We start from the raw sequence: 17,609 nt of genomic DNA, 5'->3' as shown, positions 1-17,609 counted from the left end.
ACTCGATGCAGTAGCCAGAAGACTCAACGAGCGCCCCAGGAAGACGCTACACTACCAAACACCGGCTCAACGATTTGAACAGTGTGTTGCGTTGACCGATTGAATCCGCACCCCAAAGCGGACATTACTTATGTCGCGGAGCATTCGACACCACGCAAGCGAAGCGAACGACAAAGCGTATCCACCTTAAATTCATTATCTTGCACGCTCACAAAATATCTTTCATTTTGCAGAGCCTCAAATCCAGACGGCAGCGCCCAGATTGGCTCAAGATAATTTCTGAGTGAGCCTTCTAAATAATAGTTAAATCCGTCTATAGATCCGCGTTTGGCGTCATTGGCAAAGACGCAGTCGAACCCCTCAATCCATTTTGCGAACTGGGTACTAATTCTGTGTAGCCCCGGATATAAACGACGTAACGGCGTCGTCAGAAATCGAACCTCGCCGATGGTCCAAATGACGTCGCGGCGAACCTTGGGGAGCAATACAGTCGCCAAAGGCGAAGCATCGGCATCAATCGAGCCGTCAGAGCGGTACTTGATCTCACCGAAATCCTTGAAGTGCAGAGCAGCGCCCCAGTCAGTAAGTGTCACCGTTGGGGGTGCTGCGAGCGCACGAAACCAATCAAGTATTTCAGAGCAGGCTTCTGGACTGGCGGCAAATCGATATGTCATAGCCATCTGGATAGAGCTCCTTTATGAGGTGATTCGCAGACGAATTCCTACGTCTGTTTTTGGCCGGTTGCCGTCGTTGGCAGGTGCCGCCCCAAGGCAGTCGTACCCGAGCGAACCATGGCGTTAATCAAAGACCGTCCAGGGATTCATTACTGCCGGAGAGAACCAGGCTATTCCCTGTGCGGTCAAGATACGTTCTTGCTCAAACCATATTCGGTGACATTGACCACGATTGACTGCCGGTCCAGCAACGATCTTCGCTTCCTCCTTCGCAGCGCGAATTTGCTCCCACAGCGCTGGTTCATCTTCGATTGGGTCGTACAACTGGCTCTTTCCAGATTGGTTTAATGCAGCCTTGAGTACTCTCGACCGCAACAAGGGTTCCATTGATAACAATGCTGTCTTTGCCGTCATCACTGGGCAGCCGGTTGCCTTGTGATACGCAATGAGATCCGAATTTCTGAGCGGTTCGTCGTTTGTCATGGGTTATAGATACAGGTCGTGCAATGTCCGCTTCTGGCCGATAACGGAAGCACTACGCGGCTCTCCAAGTTGATTCGAACTCTTGATGGGAGATCGCACTGTACCCTGGCTCCGTTAAATCGAGAGGCTTTTCTGAGATCCCGCCAAATTCGTCGCTCTCATGCTCGGTACTATAGCAAAGCAGCGGACCAGAATCGTACTGTTCAATTTGTCGGGTAACCCAGCCTGCACCATCGACTTCAAAGTACCACCAGGACGTGCCCCATGCATCGTACCTGTCGCCTCTAGTCTCGTCCCAGTGTCTTTTTACGTAACTTTGCATACTTAGATTGAGTGATGAAAGGTAAGTCAGTCGTCCGCTTCTGGCCGCTTGCCGCCCTTGGCTGGTTCTGCCCTGAAGCGTATTGACTCGCTATCGAGCGAAGTGAGGTTTGAACTTAATTCTTTTTTGATGGCCAGATAAAAGCTATTGTTGCGCAAAATATACCGACATAGGCAGCATGCCCCCAATCGAACTCATGAGCCTCACCAAGGAAGCGAGTGTAAAGCAAGGTTCCAGTAGTAACTCCCAAACCAACGCTGATGAACTGTGGAAATGTTTTTTTCATATGTACCCTAAATGAAGCGATCTGAATCGCCACTATTTCAATACACACTGCTGCCGCAGGTGTACTACTCCAAGTGCAAGAATTTGGCAACGACCTCGTTTGGCCGGTAGTGGCTGACTGCGGCAATGAGCATAACGAATTAGTGAGCGAGAAAAGTCACGCATTGTCACGTCAACGCGAGTGGCTGCTCTTGGCCAACAGCTGCCATGCGCAAGCGAATTACCCGGCGACAAAAGTCATGACTCATCACGCTCGGCATCGCGCTCGCGGCAGCTCAGGGACGCATAGTGCGCCTTGGGCACCTTGTTCTTGATCGCCACTTCGCGCAGGTTATGTGCAAAATCAATATGATCGGTCAGTTTGCAGCGGTTGGCGCGGGCGAACTGTTGCAGATTCTTGATGCTGCCATGGACTTTCAGCGTGATCCCGACGCCGGGGCTGGCGCAGCAGCCTATGTATTTGCTGCGGTATTCTTCTTCGATCAGCACCAGTTCGTGGCCCATGAAGGGCACTGGCTTGTCCAGCAGATAGTAATCGGTGTAGTCGAAGCGCTGGCGGGGCGTCTTGCTGACCAGACCGGCGTGCTGGTAGGCGCGGATGGCCCGGCCGGATGTGCCCGTGCGCTCGGTCGTGCCCTTTTTGAGCTGCATGGCATGCAGCAAGCCGCTTTCAAGTGACACGGTATCGGCGGCGAACGCCATGGCGGAGCAGGCGGCAAGCAGCGTGAAGGCGATGGCGCGTTTCATTTCGCCTCCATTGCCAGCATCTGTTTGATCACCGGCAAGATCATCCGCCATGCATTCGACGTGGCCGCGATCTCGTCGTAATGGCTGGCGCCGGGCAAGATCAGCACTTCCGCATGGTCGCCGGCCAGCTTGGCTTTGGCCGCATAGTCGTGCGCGACGCGGGGCGGGGAGATGGTGTCGAGCTCGCCCGTGGCCAGCACGGTGCGGCTGCCGTTGGGCATCAGGTCGGCCGCGTTGGTGTCGCTGTAGATGTCGGGGCGCTCATTGCTGGCGCTGCCTGCCAGTTGCGCGATGTCGCGCTCGCAGCTGCTCTTGATCAAGTCTCGTTCGTGGCGCAGGTCGGCCAGGCCGCCCAGGCTGAGGATATTCTTGATCGGCAGATACTGTTCGCGGTACAGGGGGCTGCTCTTCGGCAGTTTTTCCCGGCCGGCGATCCATTGCACCAGCTGGCCACCGGCGGAGTGGCCGATGGCGACGATGCGCTTCACGTCAAGCTGGTACTGGGGCGCGTGCTGCTGCAGGCTGTCCAGTGCCGCGTGCATGTCTGCATACGTGCCGGGATAGCCGCCGCCCGGCTCGTCGACCCGGCGGTACTCGACATTCCACACGGCAATCCCTTGCGCCACGAGGGCGCCGGCCACGTTGCGCATCTGCTTGATGCCGCCGAAGGCCACCGTCCAGCAGCCGCCATGCACCAGCACGACGACGGGAAACGGTCCGCTGCCTTCGGGCCGGAACAGCTGCGCGTACTGAGACGGCGCAGAGCCGTACGCGAGCTGCGCCGTGGGGGCGGGGCCGCTCAGGGCCAGGTAGTCGTCCAGGTTCATGGGGGCGGCGACGGCGCCGTGGACGCAGGCGAGCAGGGCGGTGGCGAGCAGGGAGGATGGCAGGGACGTGGGCATCGTTGCTTTCGCTTGAGAATAGAACAACACTGTAGCATAGGCTTACTCTGCAGAAAACAGCCCGCTGCCCCAGGCGCGCGCCATGTCCGCCACGATCTGCCGCGTATCGGCATGGCGGGCTTGCGCGTCGCGTTGGCGGCATGCGGCTGCATCCAGGTGTAACAGCGATTGCGCCATCGTTCTCGCCTGTAAGGTGATCTGCCGCGTCTTCGGTTGGCGCCTTGCCGTGTACGCCTGCAGGCGTTCTTCCAGCGGCACATCCATTTGCAGGCACTGCGCCAGCTGCCAGGCGTCTTCCAGCGCCTGGCATGCGCCCTGGCCGGAAGTAGGCAGGGCGGCATGGGCGGCGTCGCCCACCAGCAAGACGTTGCCGCGCTGCCACTGTTCCACGGGATCATGGTCGTGGATGGCGATTTGCCGCAGTGCCTGCGGTTCGCTGTGCCCGATGACGCGGCGCACGGCTTCCGGCCAGCCGTCGAATAGCCGGGCCAGGTGGTCCTGCAAGCCAGCCCGCCGGCTTGACGGCGGCGTGGCCGCCGTTTGCGCGCCCGCCCAATAGCAGGTGTGCGGGGAAACAGGCACGATGCCGAAGCGCAAGCCACAGCCCCAGTAGTCGTGGATGGCCGGCGCATCGAAGAGCGGCGCTTCACCGGGCGGCAACTGCGTGATGCCCACCCAGTTGATAAAACCCTGATAGCGGGGCGTGTTGTCGCCTGTCACGTACTGCCTCGCGGCCAAGCGCATGCGCCCTTCGGCACCCAGGATCAGGTCCGCCTGCAGCACGCGGCCATCGGCCAGGTGCACCCGCCCTTGCTGCTGCGCATCGCCGGACAGCGACATGACCGGTTGTGCGTATTGCACCTGCACGCCCAGTTCCTGCAGCCGGCCCCGCAAGATGGCTTGCAAGTCGCGCCGCAGGATGGCATGGCTGGCGTGGCCCATGGCGGCGTCCAGCTGGCCGATGTCCAGCGCACTCAATAGCTCGCCGTGCTGGTCCAGGCGGCGCATTGCCACGGGCGTGCCGGCGCGGGCCGCCACGGCACCCAGCAGGCCCAGCTGGTCCAGCACGTGGCTGGCGTTCGGCCACAGCACGACGCCGCCGCCCATGGTGTCGGGCGACGGCTGGCGTTCCACGAGGGTGAGGCGATGGCCGTGGCGCTGCAGGGCCAGCGCGCAGGCGGCGCCCGCGATACCGGCGCCCAGGATCAAGATATGCATGGTGGTTCCTTGATGAAAGGCATCCATGCTAGATCATCATCCCGGCTGGTGGAATGGGGCATAATCGGCATGCATCATTGCAAAATAGGGATAATCATGACGAGCAGTATCGATCTGAATCACTTGCGCTACTTTCTTGCCGTCGTCGAGGCGGGCAGTTTTGCGGGCGCGGCACGCAAGCTTGGCTTGCCGACCTCGAATGTCAGCCGGCATATCGCCCAACTGGAGGCACAACTGGGGTCGCGGCTGCTGGAGCGGACGACGCGGCACTTGCGCATGACGGGGCAGGGGCGCCTGCTGCAGGCGCGGGCGCGGCCCCTGATGGACGATTTGCTGCTGCTGGAGGCAGAATTGCAGGACCAGCACGCCACCTTGCGCGGCGTCTTGAAACTGAGCTTGCCGGCCGAATTCGGCGCGCAGCTGCTGGGGCCGATCATCGCGCAATTTGCGGCCCGGCATGGGGCGCTGGACATCGAATGCCAGACCAGCATGGCCGGCGGCGAACCGCTGCGCGACGACGTGGACCTGGCCATCGTCTTCCAGCGCGGCGTGCCGCCCGACAGTTCCATGATCCAGCAGACTTTGCTGTCTCTGCCCAGCATCGTGGTGGCCGCGCCCGCCTTGCTGGCCCGCACGGGGACGCCGCAGACGGTGGCGCAACTGGCGCAGCTGCCCTGCATCGCCACGCGGGCCGCCCTGCATGGCAAGGCCTGGCAATTTGTCGGGGCGGACGGGCGGGCGCAACCCGTGGCCGTGCAGGCGCGTTACCGGGCCGACAGCGGCGAGATGGCGCGCAGTGCGGCCCTGGCCGGCGTCGGTTTTGCGCTGCTGGCGCGTGCCGCCTGCGCGACGCATCTGGCACGGGGGGATCTCGTGCATATCGAACTGGACCTGCAAGCGGTGCCGCTCGATGTGGTGGCGTGCTATCCCAGCCATCGCCACCTGGCCGCCAAGACGCGCGCCTTGCTGGCGCTGCTGCAACAGACGCTGGCACAGGCATAAAACACTGTTCTGTTTTCCTCCTGCAAGAGGGTTGCCCCATGGTATATTTCGGGCATCAGTTTTCCCCATATCGACACGGTGCACGCAAACAACATTCTTTCCTTGCTGGACGCCGAGCATAGTGCGCTGGGCAGTATCGCGGCAGGCGCCGACCTGGCCCATGCATTGGAGCATTTGTTGCTGGCGTTGCAAGACCTGGCCGATGGCGGCGCGCATGCCTGTCTGCTGCTCATCGACGAGGCCGACCGCTTTTGCGGCTTGTCCGCGCCCAGCCTGCCACAAGACCTGTGCCTGGCCTTGCGGCACGGCGGTGAGCAGCCTTCGCCGTTCGGCACGGCGGCTTTTTCCGGCGCGCCCGTGTATTGCGGCGACATCACGCGCGACGTGCACTGGAGCGCGGGCCGCAAGGAAGCCATGCTGCACGGCTACCGCGCCTGCTGGGTCGCCCCCGTGTTCGGCGCCAAAGGGCATATCCTGGGCGTGCTGGGCCTGTTTTTCCCCGCGTCATGCCATCCCACGCAACCCGAAATCGAACTGCTGGCGCTGGCTGCGCGCGTGGCCGCGCATGTCATCGAGCGGGGCCAGCTGGAAAGAGCGCTGCACGACAGCCGCGAACACTTTCATTACGCCATTGAACTGAACACGCAAGTGCTGTGGACGGCCGACATCGACGGCAAGCTCGACTATGTGGCGCAGCGCTGGCGCGAATGGACGGGCGGCAATGGCCTGGGCACCAGCTGGATGGACGCCATCCACCCCGACGATGTGCCCCATTCCCTGGCGGCCTGGAGCGCAGCGATGAGCAGCGGCCAGCCCCTGGACCAGGAAATGCGCGTGCGCCGCCAGGACGGCCGCTACCGCTGGGTGCACTCGCGCGCGTATTGCCGGCTCGACGAGCGGGGCCAGCCCGTGAAATGGTATGGTTCCTGCGAGGATATCGACGAACACTGGCAGGCGCGCAATGCCTTGCTCGACAGCGAGGCACAGTTCCGTTCGCTCGCCTCGACCATGCCCAACCAGGCCTGGCTGGCGCATGGCAGCGGCGCCACCTACTGGGTCAATGAGCAGGTGTGCGAGTACACGGGGCAATCGATGAAGTCGCTGGTCACCAGCGGCTTTCGCCACTGCGTGCATCCGGACGACGTGCAAGCCACGCAGAAGAGCTGGGAGCGGGCTGTCGCCACGGCCAGCGCCTACGAACACGAGTTCCGCATGCGCCGCGCCAGCGACGGCGCCTACCGCTGGTTCCTGGCGCGCGCCTTGCCCCTGTTCGACGAGACAGGCAAGGTGCTGCGCTGGGTGGGCACGAATACGGACGTGCAGGAACATAAAAACGTGCTGGAAAAGATGGCCTATCTGAATTCCTCGCTGGAAGTGGAAATGGCCAACCGCACGGCCGACCGCGACCGCATGTGGCGGCTGTCGACCGACATCATGCTGGTGGCGGACCTGGCCGGCATGATCATCGCCGTCAATCCCGCCTGGAGCAAGATCCTGGACCGCCCTGAAATCGAATCGCTGGGCATGGATTTCATCAGTCTCGTGCATCCTGACGACCGCATGGCGGCCTTGCAGGATTTGTCGCGCCTGGCCCATGGCGCACCCACCTTGCGCATGGAAAACCGCTACCGGCGCCGCGATGGCGGCTACCGCTGGATTTCCTGGACGGCCGTGCCGGCGCAAAAGCTGATCCACGCCATCGGCCGCGACGTCACCGATGAAAAAGAGGCGCGGCTGGCGCTGGTGCGCAGCGAGCAAGCGTTATTGCAGGCGCAAAAGCTGGAATCGATCGGCAAGCTGACGGGCGGCGTGGCCCACGATTTCAATAACGTGCTGCAAATCATTTCCGGCAATTTGCAATTGCTGAAACTGACGGTGGCCGATAATCCGCAGGCGGCCAGACGCCTCGATTCGGCCGCCTCGGCCGTCGAGCGGGGCGCCAAGCTGTCGTCGCAACTGCTGGCCTTTGCGCGGCGTCAACCGTTGAAGCCGCTGGTGACGGACCTGGGCCGCCTGCTGCGCCGCATGCATGAGCTGATCCGCCGCGCCCTGGGCGAGGCGGTCACCGAGGAAACCTTCATCAGCGACGGCTTGTGGCATACCCTAGTCGATCCGAACCAGATGGAAAACGTGCTGCTAAACATGGCCATCAATGCGCGCGACGCGATGGACAAGGGCGGTCGCCTGACGTTCACCTTGAGCAATGTCACGCTAGATGCCGCCTACGCCAGCCTGCATGCCGATGTGCTGGAGGGGCAATATGTGCTGCTGACCATCACCGACACGGGCCATGGCATGGAGCGCGAGGTGATCGACCAGATTTTCGAACCGTTCTTCACCACCAAGCGCGAAGGCGAAGGTACTGGCCTGGGCCTGTCCATGGCCTACGGCTTCATCCGCCAGAGCGCGGGCCACATCAAGGTGCACAGCGCGCCCGGTGCCGGCACGACGTTTAAAATTTACCTGCCCCGTTCGCTGGAAAAGCTGGCCGAACCGCCAGCGGGGCTGACGGGCCCCGTGCTGGGCGGCGGCGAGACCATCCTCGTGGTGGAAGACGATGCGCCCGTGCAGCACACGGTGGTCGACATGCTGCGCGGCCTGGGCTATGACGTGCTGCATGCGGACGATGGCGCCTCGGCGCTGGCCCTGCTGGGCACGGGTGTGGCCATCGACCTGCTGTTTACGGACGTGGTCATGCCTGGCCCCGTCAGCAGCAAGGAGCTGGCGCAGCAAGCCCGGCGGCTGCTGCCGGAGCTGGCCGTGCTGTTTACCTCGGGCTACACGCACAACGCCATCATGCAGGGCGGGCGGCTGGACCCTGGCGTGGAACTGTTGAGCAAACCCTACCAGCGTGAAGACCTGGCGCGGCGCATCCGCCACTTGCTGGCCGACCGCCGCCTGGTGGGTGCGCCCGACCCGTCCGGGCGGCGCATTCTGCTGGTGGAAGACAATGACGATGCGCGCGAAATGACGACGGAAATGCTGAATATGCTGGGACATACCGTGCATGGCGTGGCCAGTGCCGAGGCAGCCTTGCCCTTGCTGGCCATGCCGGGCCTGGACGTGCTGGTGACGGACATCAGCCTGCCCACCATGTCCGGCCTGGAACTGGCGCGCCATGCGCGCGCCCACTGGCCGCAATTGGAGGTGGTGTTTGCTTCCGGACATGACTGGGGCGCCAGCCTGATGCAGGACACCAGCGCGCGCTTCCTGCGCAAACCGTTTGGCCTGGAAGAACTGGCCGGCGCACTGAAGGCGAGCCGGCTCGACGTTTACTAAGCTCTAAGCCGGCGGCAGCAAGGCGTGCTGCAATTGCTCGACGGTAAATGGTTTGACGAGGAAGCGTGCGGCCGGGTCCAGCACGCCGGAATTGGCCGGCGCATGGCCCGTGGAAAACACCACTTCCAGCTGTGGATAGTCGCGCGCCGCCAGTTCGGCCAGCTCGACGCCTGACATCTGCGGCAGGCTGATATCGGTCAGCAGCAGTTCCAGTCCCGGTGTGCCCAGCAGGGGCAAGGCTTCCTCGGCCGTGCCCACGGTCTGCACCGTGTGTCCCAGCATGGCCAGCAGTTCGCTCGTCATGGCGCGCGCATCGGCATTGTCTTCCACCAGGAGGATATGGCGTCCTGCCGGCAGTGCCGGCGCAGGTTGCGGCGCCAGCTGCGCGCGGTACTGCTGCAGGGCCGTCACGTGGCGGCCGTTGGCCAGCAAGTGGCGGATGCGCCGCGCCAGGTCTTCGCGCCGGTAGGGCTTGCTCAACAACTCGACGCCCGGCTCCAGGCGGCCGCCCTGCATGATGGCGTCCTGCGTGTAGCCCGAGGTAAACAGGACGGCCAGATGCGGCAGCAGCAGCCGTGCCTGGCGCGCCAGTTCCGTGCTGGCGACCTTGCCCGGCATCACCACATCCGTAAACAGCAGGTCGATGGGGACGCCGCTGCCGACGATGGCCAGCGCGCTTTCGCCATCGCTGGCGCGCAGCACGCCATAGCCGAGGCCGCGCAGCATGTCCACCACCGTCGTTTGCACCTGCACGTCGTCTTCCACGACGAGAATGGTTTCCTTGCCGCCCAGCACGGGGCCGCCCAATTGCAGCGGCAATTCCGTTTCCGCTTCGAGCGAGCGCGGCAGGTAGATGCGGAAGGTGCTGCCATGGCCGGGCACGCTGTCCACCGTCAGGTGGCCGCCGCTCTGGCGCAGGAAGCCGTACGCCATGGACAGGCCCAGGCCCGTGCCTTCGCCTTCCTTCTTCGTCGTGAAGAATGGTTCGAAAATCTTGTCCAGCAAATCGGCGGGAATGCCCGTGCCTGTATCCGAGACGGTCAGCTGTACGTAATCGCCGGGCGCCACGTCCGCATGGCGCGCCGCATAGTCGCTGTCCAGCACACTGTTGCCCAGTTCGATGGTCAGCTGGCCCTGGCCATCCATCGCGTCGCGCGCGTTGATGGCCAGGTTGAGGATGACGTTTTCCAGCTGGTGCGGGTCGACCAGGGCGCGCCAGCAATCGTCGGCCAGCAGCAAACGCGTCTCGATGCTTTCGCCCGTGGCGCGCCGCAGCAGTTCTTCCGTCGAACGCAGCAGTTGCGCCAGATCCGTCACCAGCGGTTTCAATGGTTGACGCCGCGCAAAAGCCAGCAGCTGGGCCGACAGCTTGGCGCCCCGTTCCACGGCGGCCGAGGCGCTGGCGATGCGCTTGGCGGCCAGCGGGTCGTCGTCCAGGGTCATTTGCAGCAGTTGCAGATTGCCGGAGATAATTTGCAGCACGTTGTTGAAATCATGGGCCACGCCGCCCGTCAGCTTGCCCAGCGCTTCGAGTTTTTGCGATTGCAGCAAGGCCATCTCGCTGTGGCGCAACGATTCCTGCATGCTGCGCAAGGTGCTTTGCGCTTCCTTTTCCAGGGTGACATGGCGTCCGGTGGCAAACACCAGGTCGCCTTCCGGCGCGGCTACCCACGACAGCCAGCGGTGGCCGCCATCGCGGTGCCGGTAGCGGTTTTCAAAGCTGGGCATGGCTTCTTGCGACACGTGCGCCAGCGCCAGGCGCGTGGCGGCGGCATCCTCGGGCAGCACGAAGTCAAACAGGCTGCGGCCCAGCATTTCTTCGGGCAGCCAGCCCAGGATGGCGGACGAGGCCGGGTTGACGGCGGCAAAGCAGCCGTCGGCATCGATGGCCACCATCAGGTCTTGCGCGCTGCGCCACAGCCGCTCGCGCTCGCTGTTGCGCGCGGCCAGGTCCGCTTCCAGCTTCTTTTCCACGGTGATGTCACGCGCGCTGCAATACACCTTCTCGCCCTCGGGCACGGCCACCCACGACAGCCAGTGCCAGCCACCCAGCTTGTGGCGGTAGCGGTTTTCAAAGCGCAGCGCCGGTTGGCCCTGGTTGGCCGCCTCCCAGGCTGCATGGGTGCGCGGCAAATCGTCCGGGTGGACCAGTTCCAGAAAGCGCGTCGTGCGGATTTCTTCCACCGACCAGCCCAGCGTGGCTTGCCAGGCGGGGTTCGAGTGCTCGAAATAGCCATCGAGGTTGAGCACGCCCAGCAAATCGGGGCTGACGTTCCAGGTGCGGCCGAATTCGCGCGTGCGCTCGGCCACCTGCGTTTCCATGCTGGCACTGAGGGCGCGCAAGCGCGATTCCGCCTGGGCCCGCAAGATGGTCGACCACACCCGTTCCGACACTTGCACCGCCAGTTCGATCTCGTCCGCATGCCACAGGCGCGCCGTGCGACTGTGCACGACGAACAGGGCGCCCAGCCGGCCCTCCTTGGCAATGGGAATGTTCAGGAAGGCACGAATGCCCAGGCGTGCAAACGTGGCCAGCGCGGCCGGCGTGGCCGTGCGCGGGTCGCTGGCCACATCGCTGACGGCCAGCGCCTGGCCCGCTGCCAGCGCATCGGCCAGGCGGGCGGCATAATCGCCGAGGAAATATTCGCCGGCGGCACCGGGCGCCAGGCCATCGCTCCACGCATGCTGCAGGGTGGGGCATTGCAGGGTCTGGTCGATATCGAAACAGGCCACTTGCTGGGCACCCAGGCGCTGGCCCAGCAGCTGCGCCGACAGGGAAAGGATCTCGCCCGTGTCTTGCAGCAGGCGCAGCCGGCGTTCCAGTTGCAGCAAAAAGGCCACGCCGCTGGTGCCGGCCTGGCTGCGGGGGGCAGGTGTGCTGCTCATGCCGGCCTCAGCTGCCGGCCAGGGGCAGGGTGACGCTGAACAGGGCGCCATTGCCGGGCTGGCTTTGCAGGGTGATGGCGCCACCATGCGCATCGACCAATTGCTTGGTGATGAACAGGCCCAGACCCAGCCCGCCTGTGCGGTCCTGGTGCATGACGCGCTCGAAAGCGTCGAAGATGCGTTCCTGGTCGCGCGCATTGATGCCGATGCCATGGTCGCGCACTTCGATGACGGCGCTGTTCTGCGTGTGCGCCAGGCTGATTTCCACGGGCTGGCCCTGGCCGTAGCGCACGGCATTGCTGATCAGGTTGACAACGATCTGCTCGATGCGGAAGGCATCCCAGAACCCCTGGATCGGCTCGAAGGCCATCACTTCCAGCACGCTGCCCGTCGTGGCCGCATACGGTGCCAGGTCGTCCGCCACCCGGCGCACCAGGCTGGTCAGGTCGACGGCTTCGCGGCGGATCGACAACTTGCCGCTGGTGATGCGCGACACGTCGAGCATGTCATCGATCAGGCGCACCATGCTGCGGATTTGCCGCCCGTCGCGCGCCACCATCTTGTTCAGCTTGTCCGGCTCGAAGGCGGCCAGGTTGCCCCGTTCGAGGTTGACGGTGCGCATCTGCGTTTCCAGGAACAGCGTGTTCAGGGGCGTGCGCAGTTCGTGCGCCACCATGGACATGAATTCGTCGCGCATGCGCAGCGAGCGCTGCAGCTCAGCCTGCGTGGCACGTAATTCTTTCAATAAGGCTTCCTGCTGCTGGCGGCTGTGTTCCAGCGCCTGCACCTGGCGCCGCGTCTCGCTGCGCTGCTGGTGCAGGGCCACGAAGACGTTGACCTTGCTTTGCACGGCATTGATATCGAGCGGCTTGTGCAGGAAGTCGACGGCGCCGCTTTCATAGCCCTGGAAGGCGAAATTCATTTCCTTGCCGGCCGCCGTGACGAAGACGATGGGGATGTGACGCGTCTTTTCCGTGCCGCGCATCAATTGCGCCAGCTCAAAACCATCCATTTCCGGCATTTGCACGTCGAGGATGGCCAGCGCGAAATCGTGTTCCAGCAGCAGGGCCAGCGCTTCTTCGCCCGAGGAGGCCTGGTAGACGCTGCGGTCGCTCTCGCGGATCAGCGCATTGAGCGCGCGCAAGTTTTCCGGCAAATCGTCGACGATCAGCAGTTTGGTACTTGTTTCATTCATCATGTTTCATTCCTGGCATGACCATGCCGTCCAGCGTAGTGGGAAGCGGCGTGTGACGGCGCACGCTTGCGGTAGAGCTTTTCGGGACCCGGCAATGGCTCGAAGTCGGCGGCAAAGCGGGTGAAGTGCGTGCTTTCCTTGCTGCCCAGGCCCAGGAAACCCCGGTGGCACAGCGAGTCGTGGAACAGGCCCAGGGCCCGTTCCTGCAAGGTTTTATTGAAGTAAATCAGTACGTTACGGCACAAAATCAATTGCGTTTCAATAAAGACGCTGTCCGTGGACAGGCTGTGATCGGTAAAGTTGATCCGGTCGAGCAGGCGCTGCTGGAAATGCGCGGTGGCATGTTCGACCGTGTAGTACTCGGCCAGCTGGCCCAGGCCGCCTGCGGCCAGGTAGTTGTCGCCGTAGTCGGCAATGCGGTGCAGCGGATATACGCCGCGCGCGGCCGTGGCCAGCGCTTGCGGGTTGATGTCGGTGGCGTAAATCGTGCTGCGCTCGAGCAAGCCTTCCTCGTGCAGCACGATGGCCAGCGACAGCGCCTCTTCGCCCGTGCAGCAGCCGGCCACCCATAGCGTCGGCGACGGGTAGGTTTTCAGCACGGGCACCACCTGTTCGCGCAAGGCGCGGAAAAACGCCGGGTCGCGGAACATTTGCGTGACCGGTACAGTCAAAATCTGCAGCAGCTTGCCAAAGGCGGCCGGGTCGTCCAGCACCAGTTGCTGCAAGGCGGGCAAGTCGGCGCAGTGGAAGCGCTCGAGCGCCTGATGCAGGCGGCGGCGCTGCGAGGGCAGGGAGTAGTCGCGAAAATCATAGCTGTAGCGCTGACAGATCGCCTCCATCAGCGCATGCAGCTGCGCGTCCGTGTAGCGCAGGGACATCACATGCGTTCCATCTTCGGCATCCACACGCGCAGCAGCGAATACAAACGGTCCAGGTCGATCGGCTTGGCCAGGTAATCGGACGCACCCGCCTGCAGGCATTCTTCCTGGTCATTTTTCATGGCCTTGGCGGTAATGGCGATGATGGGCAGCTTGTTGTAGCGGCCATCGGCGCGGATCAAGCGCGTCGCTTCCAGGCCATCCATGCCAGGCATCATGACGTCCATCAAGACCAGGTCGATATCGTCCACGCTGTTGAGCTTGCTGATGGCTTCGAAGCCGTTGCGGCCGATTTCCACCACCACGCCTTTCTGTTCCAGCGCATTCGTCAGCGCAAAGATATTGCGCACGTCGTCGTCCACCAGCAAAATCTTGCGGCCTTCAAACACGCGTTCGCGGCTGCGCACCTGCTGCAGCATGCCCTGGCGCTCGCTCGACAGTTCCGACTCCACCTTGTGCAGGAACAAGGTCACTTCGTCGAGCAGGCGCTCGGGCGAGCGGGCGCCCTTGATGATGATGGAGCGCGAATACTTCATCAGGTCCGCTTCTTCCTCGCGGCTCAGGTTGCGACCTGTGTAGACGATGACGGGCGGGAACGAGCACAGTTCTTCATGTTCCATGCGTTCGAGCAATTCGTTGCCCTGGATATCGGGCAGCTTCAAGTCGATGATCATGCAGTCGAAAATCTGCGTCTTCAGCAATTCCAGCGCCTGCTCGCCCAGCGCCACGGCCGTGATTTCCACGTCGTCGTCGCTGATCAGGTGCACCACGCTTTCGCGCTGGCGTTCGTCATCTTCAACCAGCAGGATGCGCTTCATCTTTTGCGTGAATTTCGATTCGAGCTTGCGGAACACTTCTTTCAGCTGCTCGCGCGTGCGCGGCTTGGTGGCATAGCCGATGGCGCCCAGCTGCATGGCTTCCTGCATCTGGTCATTGCCGGAGACGATGTGCACGGGAATGTGGCGCGTCAGCGGGTTTTCCTTCAATTGCTGCAAGACCAGCAAGCCCGGGCGGTCCGGCAAGCCCATGTCGAGCAGGATGGCGTCGGGCAGGAACTCTTGCGCCAGGCGCAAGCCTTCGTCGGCGCCGTGCGCCACCAGGCAGCGGTATTGCATTTCATGCGCGAGGTCGAACAGGATGCCGGCAAACGAGGGCTCATCCTCGATCACCAGCACGGAACGCTGGCCCGTCTTGCCTGGGGGCGCGCTGTTCCGGTCATCCTGGAAGGTGGGTAGCGGCACGGGCTTGGCGACGGGCGTCGCCTTGGGCGCGATGGCGATTTTTGCGGGCGCTTGTGGCGCCGCTGCCGGCACTGTCGCCGTTTCCACGGCGCGTTCCGGCATGACGGCCGGCAGCACCAATGTAAACGTGCTGCCCTGGCCTGGCGTGCTGGCCAGCTCGATGCTACCGCCCAGCAAGGCGGCCAGATCGCGCGAAATCGACAGGCCCAGGCCCGTGCCGCCATAGCGGCGGCTGGTGGTGCCGTCGGCCTGATGGAAGGCGTCGAACACCTTCTGTTGCTGCTCGTCGGCGATGCCGATGCCGGTATCTTGCACCTCGAAGCGCACCTGGCCCGCCGCATCGGTGCTTACGTGCAGGGACACGGTGCCCGTATCGGTGAATTTGATGGCGTTCGACAGCAGATTTTTCAGGATTTGCTCCAGGCGCTGGCGGTCGCTGACGAGCGACGGCGGCGCGTCCGGCGCCACGCTGATATTCAACGCCAGTTTCTTTTGCTGCGCCTGGGCGCCGAACAGCATCTTCATGCCGCTGAGCAGTTCGTCAAAGGGCACGGCTTCCGGCGTCAATTCCAGCTTGCCCGCCTCGACCTTGGAAATGTCGAGGATATCGTTAATGAGGGTCAACAAATCATTGCCGGCCGAATAAATGGTTTGCGCAAACGTCACTTGCTCCGGCGTCAGGTTGCCGCTGCTATTGTCCGACAGCAGCTTGGACAGGATCAGCGAGCTGTTCAGCGGCGTGCGCAGCTCGTGCGACATGTTCGCCAGGAATTCGGATTTGTAGCGGCTGGCCCGCTGCAGTTCTTCCGCGCGGGCTTCCAGCTGGGCGTGCGCCTGGCCGATGGCCATGTTCTTCTGGTCCAGCGCCAACGCCTGCACGGCCAGCCGTTCGTTCGACTGCTCCAGCGCCGCTTTTTGCTCTTCCAGGTGCGCTTGCGACTGTTCCAGCACGCGCGACTGCTCGCCCAGCTCTTCATTGGCCGTGCGCAATTCTTCCTGCTGCACTTCCAGTTCTTCATTCAGTTGCTGGGTTTCTTCCAGCACATTTTGCAGGCGCTGGCGGTACAGGGCCGCTTCCAGCGACGTGCCGACATTCGCCGCAATCAGGTTCAGCCATTCCTTGGTGCGGGCGCTGACGGGATGCGTAAAGCCCAGTTCGATGACGCCGTTGACGACGCCTTCATTGTTGACGGGCGCCAGGACCAGTTCCAGCGGCGCGCCGTGGCCCAGGCTCGAGGTCACGGTCAGATAATTGTCGGGTACTTGCCGCACATGCTTGAGCTTTTTCTCGCGCGCGGTCTCGCCTACCAGGCCTTCGCCCAGCTTGAAGACCTGTTTTTCCTTCACGCCCTGTTCATTGAAGCCGTACACGGCCGTGCGGCGCAGGCTGCCATCCTCGTCGACGACGTACAGGGTGGCGACGGCCACTTCCAGCCGGTGGGCGAGGAAATCGAGCACGTGCCGTCCCAGCTGCGGCAGGCCCAGCTGGCCACTCGTATGGGCCGCCAGCTCCGTCTGCCCCGTGCGCAGCCAGGCTTGCTCCTGCAGCACCTCGTTATCCTTGCCGCGCTGTTCGAGCGCATCGTTGTAGATGTCGGACAGGCGCAGCAGTTCGCGCCGGCCCAGGTAGGCCAGCAAGCCGGACGATCCCAGGCTGAGGATCAGGAACACCACCACGGCCAGCATGGTGCGGCTCTCGGCCGTATCGGCCCGTTCCTGGCGCAGTCGTTGTTCCATGGACAGGAAGGCGAGGAATTCGCGACGGATTTCATCGAATTCCAGCTTGCCTTCACCCTGGCGCACGCGCGCGAGGAATTCCTGGTTGCTGCGGCGCTGCGCGATCACGCCTTCCGCATACTCCATCCACTGGTTTTGCAGCGCGCGGATGCGGCGCAGGCGGTCCGTCTGGATGGGGCTGTCGGACACGAGGTCCAGCAGGGTGGTCATTTCGACGGCGATCTTTGCCTTGCCCGATTTATACGGCGCCAAAAACGTTTCGTCGCCCGTCAGCAGGTAGCCGCGCATGCCCGTTTCCAGATCGACCGACAGCTTCATGACTTCATTCGCATTGCCGATCACCCGTTCTGAATGCTCGACCGAGCGCAGGGCCGAGAGCAGGTAGGCGATCAGGCCGACAAACACGAGGGCGGTGACGACCCCGATGACCAGCGGTAAGGTCACGTTGCGGGCGAGGATGCGGCGAAAGCTGAAGGAATCGATCGGGGTCTTGGTATTCATCATGTCCGTGGTAGGCTGTCGCGAAAAAACAATTTTAATTGAAATGCAAGTTTTCTGGAGCTCAAGCAAAGCGTGCGCTAGCATAACAGCCTTGCGCTCAATTGCCGACTTGCAAGACGCTGCAAAGCGCGATAGCACACAGATAAAATTTAAGGAAAATCAAGCTTTTTACGATTGAGACAGATCAAAGAGATTGGCTGTTCGCATCCTAAGATGCAGGTGGTGGTGGCGTCCTGTAAACGTCGCCATGTGCAAGGCA

The 17,609-nt window shown here is 62.8% G+C and carries 12 protein-coding genes; 2 read left to right on the top strand and 10 right to left on the bottom strand.

Going from position 1 to position 17,609, the window contains the following annotated elements; translation table 11 throughout:
• Nucleotides 1-128: 128 nt before the first annotated feature.
• The 6 genes from ACP7EG_RS25935 to ACP7EG_RS25910 all read right to left on the bottom strand — a co-directional run bounded on the left by ACP7EG_RS25935 (nt 129) and on the right by ACP7EG_RS25910 (nt 4,631).
• On the bottom strand, nt 129-680 hold the full coding sequence (locus tag ACP7EG_RS25935) for a hypothetical protein (protein WP_426089981.1): 552 nt from the start codon (nt 678-680) through the stop codon (nt 129-131).
• Between the two features lie 117 nt (nt 681-797).
• Nucleotides 798-1,157, bottom strand: a complete 360-nt coding sequence (locus tag ACP7EG_RS25930; protein WP_139144514.1) for a hypothetical protein — start codon at nt 1,155-1,157, stop codon at nt 798-800.
• Nucleotides 1,158-1,594: 437 nt separating this feature from the next.
• A complete protein-coding gene (locus ACP7EG_RS25925) occupies nt 1,595-1,765 on the bottom strand; it encodes a hypothetical protein (protein ID WP_426089980.1) in 171 nt (56 codons plus the stop codon).
• A gap of 236 nt (nt 1,766-2,001) precedes the next feature.
• Complete coding sequence (locus ACP7EG_RS25920; RefSeq protein ID WP_426089979.1) at nt 2,002-2,511, bottom strand: hypothetical protein; 510 nt, start codon at nt 2,509-2,511, stop codon at nt 2,002-2,004.
• Entirely contained in the window at nt 2,508-3,413 is a 906-nt protein-coding gene (locus ACP7EG_RS25915; protein ID WP_426089978.1) for an alpha/beta hydrolase, read from the bottom strand. The genes ACP7EG_RS25920 and ACP7EG_RS25915 overlap by 4 nt, the downstream gene beginning before the upstream one ends.
• 42 nt (nt 3,414-3,455) lie before the next feature.
• Nucleotides 3,456-4,631, bottom strand: a complete 1,176-nt coding sequence (locus tag ACP7EG_RS25910; RefSeq protein ID WP_426089977.1) for an FAD-dependent oxidoreductase — start codon at nt 4,629-4,631, stop codon at nt 3,456-3,458.
• A gap of 96 nt (nt 4,632-4,727) precedes the next feature.
• On the opposite strand from ACP7EG_RS25910, the gene ACP7EG_RS25905 reads away from it, so the two are divergent.
• Together ACP7EG_RS25905 and ACP7EG_RS25900 are read left to right on the top strand one after the other, a co-directional pair.
• Nucleotides 4,728-5,633 carry a LysR family transcriptional regulator gene (locus ACP7EG_RS25905; RefSeq protein ID WP_426089976.1) on the top strand — a complete coding sequence of 302 codons (906 nt, stop codon included), beginning with the start codon at nt 4,728-4,730 and terminating at the stop codon, nt 5,631-5,633.
• Nucleotides 5,634-5,711: 78 nt separating this feature from the next.
• Complete coding sequence (locus ACP7EG_RS25900; RefSeq protein WP_426089975.1) at nt 5,712-8,912, top strand: PAS domain-containing protein; 3,201 nt, start codon at nt 5,712-5,714, stop codon at nt 8,910-8,912.
• 3 nt (nt 8,913-8,915) lie between these two features.
• Here ACP7EG_RS25900 and ACP7EG_RS25895 read toward each other — a convergent pair whose 3' ends face one another.
• From ACP7EG_RS25895 to ACP7EG_RS25880, 4 genes are read right to left on the bottom strand one after another with little or no spacing between them, the layout of a single operon-like run.
• Entirely contained in the window at nt 8,916-11,798 is a 2,883-nt protein-coding gene (locus ACP7EG_RS25895; RefSeq protein ID WP_426089974.1) for a PAS domain-containing protein, read from the bottom strand.
• A 7-nt stretch (nt 11,799-11,805) separates the two neighbouring features.
• Nucleotides 11,806-12,996, bottom strand: a complete 1,191-nt coding sequence (locus ACP7EG_RS25890; RefSeq protein WP_426089973.1) for a hybrid sensor histidine kinase/response regulator — start codon at nt 12,994-12,996, stop codon at nt 11,806-11,808.
• Nucleotides 12,993-13,871 (bottom strand): CheR family methyltransferase, encoded by an 879-nt coding sequence (locus tag ACP7EG_RS25885; protein WP_426089972.1) that lies wholly within the window; start codon nt 13,869-13,871, stop codon nt 12,993-12,995. Before ACP7EG_RS25885 ends, ACP7EG_RS25890 begins: the two co-directional genes overlap by 4 nt.
• A complete protein-coding gene (locus tag ACP7EG_RS25880; protein ID WP_426089984.1) occupies nt 13,871-17,350 on the bottom strand; it encodes a response regulator in 3,480 nt (1,159 codons plus the stop codon). Before ACP7EG_RS25880 ends, ACP7EG_RS25885 begins: the two co-directional genes overlap by 1 nt.
• Nucleotides 17,351-17,609 lie beyond the last annotated feature (259 nt).

Source organism: Janthinobacterium sp. PSPC1-1 (assembly GCF_049897625.1).
Lineage (GTDB): Bacteria > Pseudomonadota > Gammaproteobacteria > Burkholderiales > Burkholderiaceae_D > Janthinobacterium > Janthinobacterium tructae.
This window is presented reverse-complemented; position numbering and strand designations above follow the sequence as displayed.

Bases quoted from the DNA above. Each gene is read 5' to 3' on its own strand.
- ACP7EG_RS25935 (WP_426089981.1), bottom strand. From the start codon at position 680: ATGGCTATGACATATCGATTTGCCGCCAGTCCAGAAGCCTGCTCTGAA.
- ACP7EG_RS25930 (WP_139144514.1), bottom strand. From the start codon at position 1,157: ATGACAAACGACGAACCGCTCAGAAATTCGGATCTCATTGCGTATCAC.
- ACP7EG_RS25925 (WP_426089980.1), bottom strand. From the start codon at position 1,765: ATGAAAAAAACATTTCCACAGTTCATCAGCGTTGGTTTGGGAGTTACT.
- ACP7EG_RS25920 (WP_426089979.1), bottom strand. From the start codon at position 2,511: ATGAAACGCGCCATCGCCTTCACGCTGCTTGCCGCCTGCTCCGCCATG.
- ACP7EG_RS25915 (WP_426089978.1), bottom strand. From the start codon at position 3,413: ATGCCCACGTCCCTGCCATCCTCCCTGCTCGCCACCGCCCTGCTCGCC.
- ACP7EG_RS25910 (WP_426089977.1), bottom strand. From the start codon at position 4,631: ATGCATATCTTGATCCTGGGCGCCGGTATCGCGGGCGCCGCCTGCGCG.
- ACP7EG_RS25905 (WP_426089976.1), top strand. From the start codon at position 4,728: ATGACGAGCAGTATCGATCTGAATCACTTGCGCTACTTTCTTGCCGTC.
- ACP7EG_RS25895 (WP_426089974.1), bottom strand. From the start codon at position 11,798: ATGAGCAGCACACCTGCCCCCCGCAGCCAGGCCGGCACCAGCGGCGTG.
- ACP7EG_RS25890 (WP_426089973.1), bottom strand. From the start codon at position 12,996: ATGATGAATGAAACAAGTACCAAACTGCTGATCGTCGACGATTTGCCG.
- ACP7EG_RS25885 (WP_426089972.1), bottom strand. From the start codon at position 13,871: ATGTCCCTGCGCTACACGGACGCGCAGCTGCATGCGCTGATGGAGGCG.
- ACP7EG_RS25880 (WP_426089984.1), bottom strand. From the start codon at position 17,350: ATGAATACCAAGACCCCGATCGATTCCTTCAGCTTTCGCCGCATCCTC.